Here is a 14187-nt window from a genome sequence, read left to right as displayed (position 1 = left end):
GGGCGGGGCTGCCGGGGGCAGGCGGCAAGCTCGGCTATATCCTGGCGGGCCGCGGGGCGTAAGCAAAAGCCGTTCACCAACCTTCCCGACGCGGCCCTATGCAGACTCCCGACCAAACTTCCGGCGCCCACAACACTTCCTGGCTGGCTACGGCCGAGCGCCCCGGCTTTGCCGCCCTCACCGAAAACACCGAAGCCGACGTGGTCGTCATCGGGGCCGGGCTGGCGGGGCTGACCACGGCCTACCTGCTCACGCGCGAAGGCCGGCGCGTGGTGGTGCTCGAAGACGGCGAAATCCTGTCGGGCGAAACGGGCCGCACCACCGCCCACCTCTCCAACGCCCTCGACGACCGGTACTACCACCTGGAAAAGCTGTTCGGCAAGGACGGCGCCCGGCTGGCGGCCCAGAGCCACGGCGCTGCCATCGACCGGATTGAGGCCATTGCCGAGGCGGAGAATATCCAGTGCGACTTCGAGCGGCTCGACGGCTACCTGTTTCTGCCCAAAGACGGTGACCCGCAGGAGCTGGACGACGAGCTGCAGGCCGCCCACCGCGCCGGCCTCACGGAGGTGGAGCGCCTGCCCGACTCGCCCACCAAGGGCTTTCACGCGGGGCCCTGCCTGCGCTTTCCGAACCAGGGGCAGTTTCACCCGGTGCGCTACGCCGGGGGGCTGGCCGCGGCCATTGTGCGCGGTGGCGGGCGCATCTTTACCCACACCCGCGCCAAGGAAGTGCACAGCGGCAGCCACACCCGCGTGGTGACGGACAGCGGCCACGAGGTGCAGGCCCGCCACATCGTGGTGGCCACCAACACGCCCTTCAACGACCGGGTGGTGATGCACACCAAGCAGGCCCCGTACCGCACCTACGCCCTGGCCTTCCGCGTGCCGAAAGGCGCGGTGAGCAAGGCCCTGTACTGGGATACGCCCGACCCCTACCACTACATCCGCCTGCAGCAGGTGCACGAGCCCGCCCCCAGCGGCGACGCCTACGACCTGCTCATCGTGGGCGGCGAGGACCACAAAACCGGGCAGGAATCAAACTACGAGGAGCGGTTTCGCTGCCTGGAAGAGTGGACGCGCGACAATTTCCCCGCCGCGCAGCAACTGGAGTACCGCTGGTCGGGCCAGGTCATGGAGCCCGTCGATTCGCTGGGCTACGCCGGCCGCAACCCGCTCGACGCCGACAACATCTTCATCATCACCGGCGACTCGGGCCACGGCATGACGCATAGCACGCTCGGGGCCATGCTGGTGACGGACCTCATCCTGGGCCGCGACAACCCCTGGGCCCGGCTCTACGACCCCGGCCGCGTGACGGCGCACCCCTCGTCGGTGCTGGAGTTCGTGAAGGAAAACCTGAACGTGGCCGCCGAATACACCGACCTGCTGACCGGCGGCGACGTGAGCAGCGCCGACGCCATTGAGCCCGGTACCGGCGCGGTGCTGCGCCGCGGCCTGAGCAAAGTAGCGGTGTACCGCGACCCCACCGGCAAGACGCACGAGTGCTCGGCCATCTGCCCGCACCTGGGCTGCGTGGTGCACTGGAACGACGGCGAGAAAAGCTGGGACTGTCCCTGCCACGGCTCCCGCTTCACGGCCTACGGCGAGCTGGTAAACGGCCCCGCCGACCGCGGCCTGGCGAAAACGGAGTAATCGGGCTGCGCTATTACCGAGGCAAGCGGAGCCAGCTGACAGCTGCTGACGCGCTAGACTTTTTTTCCTGGAACGTCAGCAACCGCTGACGTTCCTAATTTTTTTTCTCAGCGCGTCAGTGAGCGTTGACACTTTCAGATTTTTCTTCCAGCGCGTCAGTGGCCACTGACGCGCTGGGTTTTCGGGCCTGTGTGAACAGCGCAAGCCCGGTGCACGCAGGAGAGGAGTAACTTTATGTCTGCTTTGCCCTTACTGTCGTGTTTTTACTGCATTTGTTGAGTGTACCGCTCTTCGACTCCATCCTTTGCTGTTTCCAGCAGAGGAGAGGCTTTTGGGCGGCTCTGGTACTACTGCTGGCCCTGAGCGGCCGGGGCCTTGCCGCACCTGCTCCACCCACCGCGCCGCAGCTCTACGCCGGTACCGTCGGCGAGTACGCCGTGTGGCTGCGCCTGCGCGCCCTGCCCGGCGACACCGCCTGGGCGGGCAGCTACTACTACCTGCGCCGCGGCGGGGAGCTGCAGCTGCGCGGCCGCCGCACGGCCACGGGCGCCTGGCTGCTGCGCGAATCAGAAACGGCCGCCGCGGGCGCCAAGGCTCCGGCCACCGGCTCGTTCACGCTCCAGCCCGCCGCCGACGGCACCCTGCAGGGCTCCTGGCGCGACGCCAAGGGCCGCCGCAGCCTGCCCGTGACCCTGCGCCCCTACCAGGCGGTGGCCGAGGCACCGTTCGAGGCCGCCCGCATCAGCTACCGTACCGAGCTGGGGGAGTATAAAGTGCCCGTGGTGACGGTGCCCGATGCGGCCGTGACCAGGCAGCTGCGCGACTGGTTTACCCTCGAATACGTGACGGGCGGCATGACGCGGGCCGAGCTGCAGCAGGTGCGGGCCGAGCACCAGCGCGGCGAATCGGGCGGCTACGGCGGCCCCGACAACTACACCGTGACCTACAACGGCTTCGGCCTGCTGAGCCTGAACTGGTACGACGAAATGGTAGGCGCCAACGTCACCGGCCGCGTGCAGTACGCCACCCTCGATTTGCGCACCGGCCGCGGCCTCAGCCTCCCCGACGAAATCCGCCCGGAGCTGATGAGCCGGTTCGTGGCCGCCTGCGACAGTTCCTTGCAGCGCCAGATCCGCGAGTACCTGAAAACCAATGTCCGGGACTTCAGCAACGGACTTATGGACGAGGACCTGGCAGGGCTGCGCCAGCAGCACGTTACGCTGGACAAAGCCGCGGCAGCCGACCTCATGCTGCTGGCAGACGCCGTGGCCCTGACGTACCAGGTGGAGTACGAGGGCATGTCGCACTTCATGTTCAAAAACTGGAACGGGGCCTTCACGCCCACGCTCACCCTGGCCGAGCTGCAGCCCTACCTGGAACCCGGGAGTCCCTTGCGGCGGCTGGCCCGGCCGGTCGTCTCCGGCCGCTAGCTGCTTTCTTTGCCCCATGCCCGTTGCCAATTCCATCCGCCCGCTGGCCGTGTCGCCGGCGGAAGTCTTCACCGATAACCTGACCACCTACGCCGCCGAGGAGCGGCACTTTGCCGGCCGCCACAGCGCCATAGCCTGGCTGCGGCTGGCCGTGGTGCTGCTGGTGGCCGGGGGCAGCTGGTGGCTGTTTCGCCATAGCCTGAACCTGGCCGGCGTCGGCTGCCTGCTCGGGGGCTACGCGGTATTTATGCTCATAATGCGCTGGCACGGGCGCGTGGGCTACGAGCTGCGCCAGCGCCAGCTGCTGCGCCGCATCAACCAGGAGGAGCTGGACCGCCTGGCCGGCAAGCTCGCGGGCTTCGATGCCGGCCAGCGCTACGCCGACCCGCAGCATCCCTACACCGCCGACCTCGACGTGTTCGGGCCGCACTCCCTGTTTCAGCTGCTGAGCCGCACTACCTCCCGCCTGGGGCAAGACCAGCTGGCCGGCTGGCTGCAGGCCCCCGCCGCGCCGGCCGAGGTGCAGGCCCGGCAGCAGGCCGTGGCCGAGCTGGCCCCCGACGTGGCCTGGCGCCAAAACTGGCAGGCCCGGGCCCGGCACTTTCCCAAGCAGTCGGACGACCCGCGGCCTTTCCTGGCCTGGATGCACGAGCCCGATTTCTACCAGGGCCGCGGCTGGCTGCTGGCCTTGCTGGCGGTGCTGCCCCCGCTGGGCATCGTCGGCACGGTGCTCTGGCTCGACGGCGAATCGGGCTGGCTGCCCGCGGTGCCCCTGCTCCTCATGTACGGGCTGAACCACCGCTTCCGCCAGCAGCGCGACACGGTGTTTGAGCGCTGCATGGACATGTACGACGTGCTGCGCGCCTACCGCGACCAGCTGCGCCACCTCGAAGCGCGGGCGTGCACGGCTCCGCGGCTGGCGGCGCTGCGCGCGGTGCTGCTGGCCCACGGCGCCCCGGCGTCGGCCTACGTGGGGCGGCTGGCGCGCATTGCCCAGAATTTCTCCCTGCGCTGGAGCACCCTGGCCGGCTTCTTCGCCAACAACCTGCTGATGTGGGACTTTTTCTGGATGTGGCGCCTGGAGCGGTGGAAAGGGCAGCTTGGCGGGCGGCTGGAGCCCTGGCTGGAGGCCGTGGCCGAAACCGAAGCCCTGACCAGCCTCGCCGCTACCCAATACGCCAACCCCGGCTGGGCCGTGCCGGCGTTGGTGGAAGAGCCGCTGACCTACGAAGCCGCGGAGCTGGCCCACCCGCTCATCTTCAGCCCCGGCCGCGTGGCCAACGACTTTGCCACCACCGGCCCCGGCCGCACCGGGCTGGTGACGGGCTCCAACATGTCGGGCAAGACCACCTTCCTGCGCACGGTGGGCATCAACGGCGTGCTGGCCCTGGCCGGCGGCCCGGTGTGCGCCGCCCGGCTGCGCATCGGGCCCATGCTGCTGTTCACGGCCATGCGCACCCAGGACAACCTGGCCGAAAGCACGTCCTCGTTCTACGCCGAGCTGAAGCGCCTGCGCCAGCTGCTGGACCTGACCGAAGCCGGCCAGCCGGTGTTTTTCCTGCTCGACGAAATCCTGAAGGGCACCAACTCCCGCGACCGGCACGACGGCGCCCGCGGCCTCATCCGGCAGCTGCACCGCCGCCCGGCCAGCGGCCTCGTCAGCACCCACGATCTGGAGCTGGGCGACCTGGCCCGGGAGCTGCCCGGTTTCGTGACCAACTACAGCTTCAACAGCGACATCGTGGGCGACGAAATTCGCTTCGACTACCGCCTCACGCCCGGTCTCTGCCGCGAGTTCAACGCCAGTAAGCTCATGGAACTCATGGGGATTGAGCTGGAGAAAAACTAGGCGGGCTTGCAACCGTTGGTGAAGTATCTGACATCTGCTATGTAATCAACCTCACCATCCGCCATGAAACAACTACGACTCACTGCCGCTCTGCTGCTGGCCGGCTGCGCTTTCGGGGCCACCAGCTGCCTCACCCACTGCGACGAGGAGCCCGAGCCCGCGGCCGAAATCGTGGAGGTCAGCTACGCCCAGACCTACTGCGCCGACCGCTGGGGCGAGGCCCGCGGCACCCAGCAGCTCGAAACCGTGGCCAAGGCCTACCTGCTGCAGCAGGGCATCACGCCCCAGCAGCTGCAAGCCGCCGCGGTGAATGCCCCCTCGGTGTGCAATGCCTGCAGCTGCACTACCGGGGTGGTGCTGAAAGTCAGCGTTCTGCCGGCCGATTTGCAGACGATGCTAAACCTGGGCTTCAAGCAGTAGCGGCCCCATAATAGTTCGAGCTGAGTATTGGCCACGCCCGGAGCCGCCGCTCCGGGCGTTTTTGCGTACAAGGCGCTTGCCGCCCGGGAGCCGCGCCCGGCCGCGTGCTTTCCCGCTTCCTGCCATGTACGTCCGACAAAATCTTCGGTGGAGCATCATCTGGCGCAGTGCCTGGCGCAGCGTGCTTATCCTGATGCTCTACAACTTGTGCATCTGCTGGTTTTACGCCAGCGGCTTCACCCACTTGTCTATTCCCTGGCAGCCCGTGGCCACGCTGGGCACGGCCGTGGCCTTCTACATCGGCTTCAAGAACAACGGCTCCTACGACCGGTTCTGGGAAGGCCGGCAGATCTGGGGTGGCATCGTCAACACCAGTCGCACCTGGGCCATTCAGGCCCTGGAATTCATTACCTCCCGCGTGGATGCCCCGGACCTGACCGAGACAATGCCCTCGGCCACGGCCCCGGAGCTGACGGCCCGCCACCGCCGCCTGATTTACCGCCACATTGCCTGGTGCAACGCCCTGCGGCTGCAGCTGCGCCTGCAGCGCGAGCAGTACTGGGATACCGACGTGGCACCTTTTCTGGCGCCCGAGGAGTCGGACTTTATGCGGCAGCGGGCCAATCCGCCGGCCCACCTGCTGCGCAAGCAGGCGGCGGAGCTGCGCATCCTGCGCGAGGAGCGCGGCCTGCTCAACGACTTCCAACACGTGACCATGATGCGCACCCTGGAGCGCCTGTTCGACTTGCAGGGCGGCTGCGAGCGAATCAAGAACACACCCTTCCCCCGGCAGTACGCCTTCTACAGCTTCCTGTTCGTGTGCCTGTTTGCCCTGATGCTGCCCCTGGGCCTGTTGCGCGAGTTCGACCAGCTCGGCCCGCACATGGTCTGGCTCACGGTGCCCTTTTCGGTACTGACGAGCTGGGTGTTCAACACCATCGAAGTGGTGGGGCACACCAGCGAGAATCCCTTCGAGAACCAGATGAACGACGTGCCGATGACGGCCATCTGCCGCACCATCGAAATCGACCTGCGCGAGATGCTGGGCGAAACCGAGCTGCCCGAGAAAGTGGCCCCGGTGAAGGATATCCTGTTTTAGCGGCTGCGGTCAGCCTGGCTTGCGGGTAGATGGGTGATAATGCCGGATCAGGTTTAACCTCATCGTGAAACAACCGGCACTGCCCGCCGCCATTGCCGAGTCCGGCAACGTGCTCGAGCCCGTCCGCTAGGGGCCGCGCAGCCGGCTGTCGGCAAAACAGTGCTGATGCTGCGGGCTGCTTGCCTTGGCGGGGAGCTGAGATGTTGGTAAAAGAAAAATAACCTACTCGACCGATCCGCTTTGTAAGCCTGCCAAACCACTCCCAGGCCCCTAAAGGCCGGTAGTAGCGGGGTATTTATTGCTTAATTTATTGCTCTACAGTATAATGATTTGACAATATTGTAAACAAACTACGTATATTAGAATCATCAGCGCAAGATTGCCGCGTACTCAACCAGTGGTATAGCAATCTGCCTCGTGTCATGCGCCCCCTGCCTCCGCCGTTGTTTCCACTGCCTTTGCCGCTCCTACATACCTGCAACCACAGTTTACATGGAGGTTTACCGCGAGATTCTGCCGGAAAGCTACCTGCTCATTCTGGCCGATGACATTCCCCCGACTCCCGACCAGGAGGATTCGCTGGACCGGGCCCTGCGGCGTGCGGCGCGCAGCGGCAAGTCCAGCGTCTGGGTCGACTGCAGCCAGCTGCAGCACCTGCCCCCGGATGCCGCTGAGCTGCTGACCTATTACCACCGCAAGCTCACCAGCCACGGCATGAGCCTGGTGCTCTGCCACCTGACCGACACCGTGCGCACCGAGCTGCAGCACCTGACCTCGGCCCCGCTGCCCATCGTGTCCACCCTGCTCGACGCCGAGCGGTACTGCCACCGCCCGCAAGCCCGGCGCTTCGCCTCGTAAGCCACTACCGGCCCGTGACCAAAAAAGCCCGCGCTGCATTGGCAGTGCGGGCTTTTGCGCAAGAACGAGGCGGAACGAGCTTAGAAAGCTACGCCGAAGGTAAAGCCCGACCGCAGGCCGGTGTTGCTGAACATGCGCGAGAAGCTCAGGCCCACGCCGCTGAGCCGGCTGTAGTCGTCAAACTCACCGGCGCTGATGCCTTCCTTGCTCGAAAAGCTGCTGAAGCTGTGGCTCAGGCCGCCGTAGACGTCGAGGGTAAGCCGCTCACTGATCAGCCACTGGTAGCCGGCCACCACGCCCCCGCCGAAGGTCTGGGTGCGGCCGGTGTAGATTTCGGTGCTGGGGTTGCCGTACTGGTCGAACTGGTTGGAGGGCGCGGTCATCTTAAACGAGCGGAAGCGCACGAACGGCGCCACGTAGAAGCCGTCGAGGGCCTGACCGGACAGGTAGAAGCGGTACTCCGGCGTGAGCGTAACGCCGCTGAGGCGGTTGTCGCCGGAGCCCAGTGAGGTCAGCGCGAGGCCGAGCTGGGCGCTGCCCCGCTCGCGGACTTTGTGCTCGTAAAACAGGGAAGCGGTGCGCACGCCGGTGCTGAGCACGTTCAGCTTGATGGCGTGGGTGCGCTGGGCCAGGGCGGTGGTGGCACTGCCGGCCAGCAGCATTAGGGCGAGTACAGCGTGTTTCATAGGGCACGAAGCGGAGAGAAAAACAAGGAATTCGGAGCGAAAAGCTTTTGCCACCACAACGTTATCGTTTAATTCCGGCAAAGAAAAATTATCAAATAAAAAGGTCGGCCCCGTGGTCGACAGCCGTCATTGGCAGGCCGGGCCGAGTTTAGGTGCGCAGCGTCAGGGAGTTGTCTTGCGCCGGGCCGGCGGGCGGGGTGGGGCCGGCCGGGCCGCCCGCTGAGTGGCTGCCCGGCCGGGGCAGGAGGATTTTTCGGCGCCGGTTGAGTACGTTGGGGCGCCGGCCCGTTTAAGGCCGGGCGGCCGCCCCGCCGCCCCGCGCGGCCCGCCGCTCCTCTGCCATGCGTCGACACGAACGTACCCTCCAATACTTTTTCTTCGGGCAGGACTTTGCCGACGGCCTGCGCGTCACGCTCGGCATCCTGCTGCCCACTCTGCTGCTGGCCCGCTTCGGGCAGTTCGAGCTGGGCCTTACCGTCTCGCTGGGCGCCGTGTGCGCCAGCCTTACCGACATTCCCGGGCCGGTCATTCACAAGCGCAACGGGCTGTGGCTCTGCACGGCGCTGGTGTTCGTGGTGGCCCTGCTCACCGGCGTGGCCCGGCTGAACGTGTGGGTGCTCGGGGCCGAAATCCTCGGGCTGAGCTTTGCCCTGACCATGCTGCTGGTGTACGGAGCCCGGGCCGGAGCCATCGGCTCGGCGGGCCTGCTCATCATGATTCTGACCATGGACCGGGAAATGAGCCTGCCGGAGCTGGGCGCCTACGCGGGCCTGGTGCTGGCCGGCGGGGTGTGGTACACGCTGGTGTGCCTGCTGTTTTTCCGCATCCGGCCCTACCGCCCGGCCCAGCGCGCCCTCGGGGAGTGTATTCACGCCATTGCGGAGTACCTGCGCCTCAAGGCCGAATTCTACGACCCCGAAACCAGCCTCGACAAGGACTACCGCCTGCTGGTGCAGCAGCAGGTGGTGGTGCACGAAAAGCAGGACGCCGCCCGGGAGCTGATGTTCAAGTCGCGCATGATTGTGCGCGAAACCACCGGCACCGGCCGCCGGCTGGTCCTCACGTTCGTCGACGCGGTAGACTTGTTTGAGCAGATTACGGCCACCTACTACGACTACGCCGCCCTGCGCCGGCGCTTCAACCACACCGGCGTGCTGGCCGAGGTGGCCCGGCTGATCCGGCGCATGGCCGTGGAGCTGGACCACCTGGGCCTGGCCATCCACGCGGGCCGCCCCCACACCGGCCACCACGACCGTATGGCCGAGCTGGAACACCTCAAGGCCCTCATTGACCGCATTGGGGAGGAGGAGCCGGGCTCCAACCTGGTGCTGCGCAAGATTCTGGTGCAGCTGCGCAACCTCAACCAGCGCCTGGCCGACCTCAGCCGCGAAGCCGACCCGGCCTACCGCGTGCCCGCCCCCAGCGGCCAGCCCGAGGCCGACTACAGCCGCTTCGTGTCGCACCAGTCGCTGAGCCCGCAGCTGCTGCTCGATAACCTCACCATGACCTCGGCCACCTTCCGCCACGCCCTGCGGGTGAGCGTGGCGGCCATCATCGGCTTTGCGGTGGCCCGGCTGCTGGTGAGCGGGCACCACAGCTACTGGATTGTGATGACCACGGTGTACATGCTCAAGCCCGGCTTCAGCCTGACCAAGGAGCGCAACATTCAGCGCGTGGTGGGCACCCTGCTCGGCGGGGCCATTGGGGTGGTTATTCTATGGCTGATACCGAATCAGCTGGTGCAGTTCGGCTTCCTGCTGGTGTTTATGATAACGGCCTACAGCTTCCAGCGGCTCAACTACGTGGTGATGGTGACGTTTCTGACGCCCTTTCTGCTCATCATGTTCCACTTCCTGGGCATCCGCTACGTGGCCGTCATCGAGGAGCGGGTGCTCGATACGGTTATCGGCTGCGCCATTGCCCTGACGACGGGCTACGTGCTGTTTCCGCGCTGGGAATCGGAGCAGCTGACCACTTACATGCGCGACGTGCTGCAGGCCAACCGCCACTACCTGCACCGCCTGGGCGAGGCCCTGGCCGGCCAGCCCCTCAGCGCCACCGACTACAAGCTGGCCCGCAAGGACGTGTACCTCAGCTCGGCCAACCTGGCGGCGGCCTTTCAGCGCATGCTCTCCGAGCCCAAGAGCAAGCAGCGCCACGAGGCCGAAGTGCACCAGTTCGTGGTGCTGAACCTGATTTTGTCGTCGAACATTGCCACGGTGTCGGCGGCGGCCCGCAGCGGCAGCCTGCCCGCCCGCCCGGCCGAGGTGCTCAAGCCGGTGCGCCAGTCCTTGATGCTGCTGACGGAGAGCCTGAAAAAGCTGACTGCCGAGCCCCCGGCCGAGCTGGCCGCTCTGCCCGCCGCCCCGCCCGCGCCCGCCGCCGAAAAGCCCGCGCCGGTGGGGGAGGAGCGCCTGCTGCTGGAGCAGCTGGAGTTCGTGCAGAAAGTCAGCAGCGACATCCGCCGGGTAACGGAAGTAGTAGCGGGCTAGGGCCTACTCGTAGTACTGGTAGTGGTAGCGGTAAAACACCGGCTGCCCGGTCGAGCGGCTGGTTTCGCCCGCCGGCAGGCCATCGGGCTGGTAGGAAAATACCTGGTACGCCTTGGGGCCGAGGGAGCTGGCCCCGGTGACGCGCAGCTGCTGGGCAATGAGCTGGCCCAGGTTGTTGTAGGTATTGGTGACGACGGTCTGGACGGTATTCAGCCGGCGCACCGGGTATGGGTTGTAGGTATTGCTGATAGAGCGCGGCACCCGCGCTGAGCCGTAGGTCGGGAAATTCGTGCCCTGCTGCACCACGACGGTAGCGGTGTGCTCCTGCGTGACGAGGCGCTGCCGGGCGTCGTAGTAGAACTGGGTGTTGGGCTTGAAGCCCTCCGGGTGGCGGCGCAGCAGGGCGGGAAACTGCCGGAAGGGTATCTGCTCATCGGGCTGCGCGGCCCGGCGCCGGTGCGTCCGCAGGATCTGGTGCAAATCCACCTCGCCCTGTTGCGTCAGCCGCCCGTCGGCGCGCAGCTCGTACTGCATCTGCGTGCTCTGCAGGCGCCCCTTGGGCGAGTAGCTGCCAGCCAGCAGCAGCACCGTATCGGGGGCCAGGGCAAAGCGCCAGTTACGGCGGTAGCCCGCGGCGAAGTGGTAGCGGCCCACCGTCAGGTCCCAGAAGCGGGCTTCCGTCAGCAGGGTGTCGCCGAGCTGCCGGCGCTGCAGCTCGCAGACCGTGGTGCGGTGGCCATTGGGCTCTAGCACTTCGCAGCGGCCCCGGCCCAGCTCCGGGTTATAGGTGTAGATGGTGGTGAAGGAGCGCCCGGGCACCGGGTGAATGACCAGGGACGTGCAGTTGCCCGCCGCGTCGTAGCTCCACTGGCGCCGCTCCTGCCAATCCGAACTGTAGCGGTGCAGCAGCGTGCGGCGGCCCTGCGTATCCACTTCCTGGTACTCCACCGTGTCGCGCACCTGGCCTTCGTCATTGAGGCGCACTTTCAGCACCGTGCGCACCCGCTGCCGGGCGTAGAGCTGCCGGGTGGCCGCGTTGGGCTCGGGTTGCAGGTAAGCCGTAGGGTCGTCCAGGGCCGGCGGCGCGGCCGTGGCCGGCTCTGGCTGGGGCCCGGCCGCCGCCGCGGCCGAAGGGTATTGCTGCCCCGCTGCGGGCAGGGCCAGGAGCAGGCTGCTCAGCAGCCCCAGGGGTAGGACGATACGGATCATAGGACGGCGGATAACAGTCTTAAACATAACGTTTCGGCGCCATAGTCGATGCTGGTTTGGAGCGGAATTACGGCTGGTGCCCCGGCATAGTAGCCGCTCCTGTCGGGCGCCCCCGAACGCCGCACCGCCCGGCCTGCGCAGGGCAGACCGGGCGGTGCATCAACGGGCCGGAGCAGCTTACTTGGCCGCCGGGCCTTCGGGCTTGAGCGTGCGGCCCAGCCAGTCGAAGAATACGCGGTTCCAGAGCACCGAGTTCTGGGGCTTGGTTATCCAGTGGCCTTCGTTGGGGAAGTACAGGAAGCGGCTCGGAATACCGCGCAGCTGGGCCGTGCCGAAGGCTTCCATGCCCTGCCCCTCGGGCACCCGGAAGTCCTTGCCGCCGTGGATGACCAGGATGGGCGTATCCCAGTTCTTGGCAAACAGCTGGGGGTTGAACTCCTGGTAGGTGCGGGCTACGGTGGCCTGGCGGCGGGCCTGGGCTTTGGCTTCCGCCGCCCGCGACTGCGCCGCCAGGTCCTTGCCGTCGGCGTCCCCCGCGTCTTTTATTGCTTCAGCCTGCCGCTCGGCCGCGGCGCGCACGGCGTCGGCCTGGGCTTCCAGGCTGGCGCCCGGCGTCGGCACTTCCCAGGGGGCGCCGCTCAGGTCGTGGTTGGCAAAGAAGGTTTCCTCGGTGCTGGGGTACCAGCTGGTGAGGTTGTACAGGCCGCAGTGGGCAATGAAGGTCTTGAAGCGGCCCTGGTGCTGGCCGGCCAGGTAGTACACCGAGTAACCGCCGTACGAGGCACCCACGCAGCCGCGGCGGTCCTTGTCCACGTAGGGCTCCTCCGAAATATTGTCGATGGCGGCGAGGTAGTCCCGAATCGGCTGCCCGCCCCAGTCGCCGCTGATGGCGTCGTTCCACTCGCGGCCGAAGCCGGGCAGGCCGCGGCGGTTCGGGGCCACTACGATGTAGCCCTGCGCGGCCATCAGGGGGAAATTCCAGCGGTAGGAAAAGCTCTGCGAAATCGGGCTCTGCGGGCCGCCCTGGCAGTAAAGCAGGGTGGGGTACTTCTTGCTCGGATCAAAGTTGGGCGGGTAGATGACGTACACCTGCATCTGCTTGCCGTCGGAGGTGGCCACGCGGCGGTTTTCCACCTTGCCCACTTTCACGGTGCCCATCACGTCCTGGTTGAGCTGGGTCAGGGCGGTTTCCTTGCCGTTTTTGAGGCTCACGCGCACTACTTCGGCCGGGCTCTGCATAGTGGTGCGGTTGCAGATGGCCACGTCGGCCCCGGCCAGCTCGAAGGCGTTGTAGTTCTGCAGGCCCTGCGTCACCTGCCGGATTTTGCCGCCCTTGCTGGGCACGGCAAACAGCTGCTCGGTGCCCTCCACCACGGCCACGAAGTACAGCGTCTTGCCGTCGGGCGTCCAGCGCACGTTGGCGGCCGACAGCTCCGAGCCGGTCGTCACGTCCTCCATTTTGCGCGTTTTCAGGTCGTACACCACGATGCGGCTGCGGTCCGACTCGAAGCCCGGGGTGGCCATGCTCAGCCAGGCCACCTTCGAGCCGTCGGGCGAAAACACCGGCTCGATGTCGTAGCCGCCCAGGCCCTCCGACAGGTTCTGCGTCTTCCCGTCGCGCACCGAGTACAGGTAGATGTCGGCGTTGGTGCTGACGGCTTCGGCCCGGCCCGAAAGCTTACGCGAGGTGTAGGCCAGCCAGTAGCCGTCGGGCGAGAAAGTCAGCTGCTCGGAGCCAGCCAGGGGCCGCACCGGCGCGTCGAAGGCCTCGCCGGCCTGCACGTCCTTGCCGTAGCCGGTGGGGCGGCCGTCGTCGCCCACGGGCTGGAAGAACACGTGCGAGGCTTTGTCGTCCTCCCACTGCGTCCAGTGGCGGTAAAACAGGTCGTCGTAAAGCTTCGCGTCGGCTTTGGGCAGGTCGGGGTACAGGTCCTGAATGGTCTTGCGCACCTTCACGTCCTGGGTGTACAAAATGAACTTGCCGGTGGGCGCGTACTTCAGGTTCGACAAGCCTTCGTCGGCAAACTCGCTGATTTTCTGCTTGCCCGAGCCGTCGGCCCCCATCACGTACAGCTGGGTGGAGCCGCCTTCGTCGGAGAGGAAGGTCAGCTTGCCGTCGGGCCGCCAGTTGATGGTGTTTTCGCTGCCCGGCGTTGAAGTGAGCTGCTTCACCGCGCCGCCGGCCACCGGCACCGCGTAGATGTCGGTGTTGCCGCGGTTGGCCATCAGGTCGTAGCGCGTCACGGTGAAGGCCACCGTCTTGCGGTCCGGCGACACCTGCATTTCGCCCAGGCGGCCCAGCTTCCAGAGCAGCTCCGGCGTGAGGGTTTGCTGAGCGGAAGCGTGGAGCGAAGCGCCGGCCAGCGCGGCCAGCAGCAACGGTTTTTTCATGGGAATGAGGGGAATGGGAAATGAGGCTGCTAAGGTAGACCGCAGATATGAACGGATGCTTAAACGGATAAAACGGATTTGTTCTGATAAGTCTCAGA

10 protein-coding genes are annotated in these 14187 nt (G+C 66.4%); 7 read left to right on the top strand and 3 right to left on the bottom strand.

Features of this window, described 5'->3' with window-relative positions; all coding sequences use genetic code 11:
• The first annotated feature begins 98 nt into the window (after positions 1-98).
• From EJV47_RS14235 to EJV47_RS14210, 6 genes are all read left to right on the top strand, one after another.
• Positions 99-1655, top strand: a complete 1557-nt coding sequence (locus EJV47_RS14235) for an FAD-dependent oxidoreductase (protein WP_126693825.1) — start codon at positions 99-101, stop codon at positions 1653-1655.
• 257 nt (positions 1656-1912) lie between these two features.
• On the top strand, positions 1913-3085 hold the full coding sequence (locus EJV47_RS14230; RefSeq protein WP_126693824.1) for a hypothetical protein: 1173 nt from the start codon (positions 1913-1915) through the stop codon (positions 3083-3085).
• Positions 3086-3101: 16 nt separating this feature from the next.
• Positions 3102-4934 (top strand): MutS-related protein, encoded by a 1833-nt coding sequence (locus tag EJV47_RS14225; protein WP_126693823.1) that lies wholly within the window; start codon positions 3102-3104, stop codon positions 4932-4934.
• A 63-nt stretch (positions 4935-4997) separates the two neighbouring features.
• Entirely contained in the window at positions 4998-5354 is a 357-nt protein-coding gene (locus tag EJV47_RS14220) for a hypothetical protein (RefSeq protein WP_126693822.1), read from the top strand.
• A 124-nt stretch (positions 5355-5478) separates the two neighbouring features.
• The gene (locus EJV47_RS14215; RefSeq protein ID WP_126693821.1) at positions 5479-6453 is read left to right on the top strand and encodes a bestrophin family protein; all 975 of its coding nucleotides are present in this window, start codon (positions 5479-5481) and stop codon (positions 6451-6453) included.
• Positions 6454-6945: 492 nt separating this feature from the next.
• On the top strand, positions 6946-7311 hold the full coding sequence (locus EJV47_RS14210) for a hypothetical protein (protein WP_126693820.1): 366 nt from the start codon (positions 6946-6948) through the stop codon (positions 7309-7311).
• 80 nt (positions 7312-7391) lie between these two features.
• Here the strand turns inward: EJV47_RS14210 and EJV47_RS14205 are convergent, their stop codons facing one another.
• Positions 7392-7997, bottom strand: a complete 606-nt coding sequence (locus EJV47_RS14205; protein ID WP_126693819.1) for a DUF3575 domain-containing protein — start codon at positions 7995-7997, stop codon at positions 7392-7394.
• A 341-nt stretch (positions 7998-8338) separates the two neighbouring features.
• On the opposite strand from EJV47_RS14205, the gene EJV47_RS14200 reads away from it, so the two are divergent.
• Entirely contained in the window at positions 8339-10489 is a 2151-nt protein-coding gene (locus EJV47_RS14200) for an FUSC family membrane protein (RefSeq protein ID WP_126693818.1), read from the top strand.
• Positions 10490-10492: 3 nt separating this feature from the next.
• Here the strand turns inward: EJV47_RS14200 and EJV47_RS14195 are convergent, their stop codons facing one another.
• On the bottom strand, positions 10493-11698 hold the full coding sequence (locus EJV47_RS14195; RefSeq protein ID WP_126693817.1) for a hypothetical protein: 1206 nt from the start codon (positions 11696-11698) through the stop codon (positions 10493-10495).
• Between the two features lie 177 nt (positions 11699-11875).
• Positions 11876-14089: a S9 family peptidase gene (locus EJV47_RS14190; protein ID WP_126693816.1), complete on the bottom strand. Its 2214-nt coding sequence runs from the start codon at positions 14087-14089 to the stop codon at positions 11876-11878.
• Positions 14090-14187: the final 98 nt, after the last annotated feature.

Source organism: Hymenobacter gummosus, assembly GCF_003970915.1.
In the GTDB taxonomy this organism is placed as follows: Bacteria; Bacteroidota; Bacteroidia; order Cytophagales; family Hymenobacteraceae; genus Solirubrum; species Solirubrum gummosum.
This window is presented reverse-complemented; position numbering and strand designations above follow the sequence as displayed.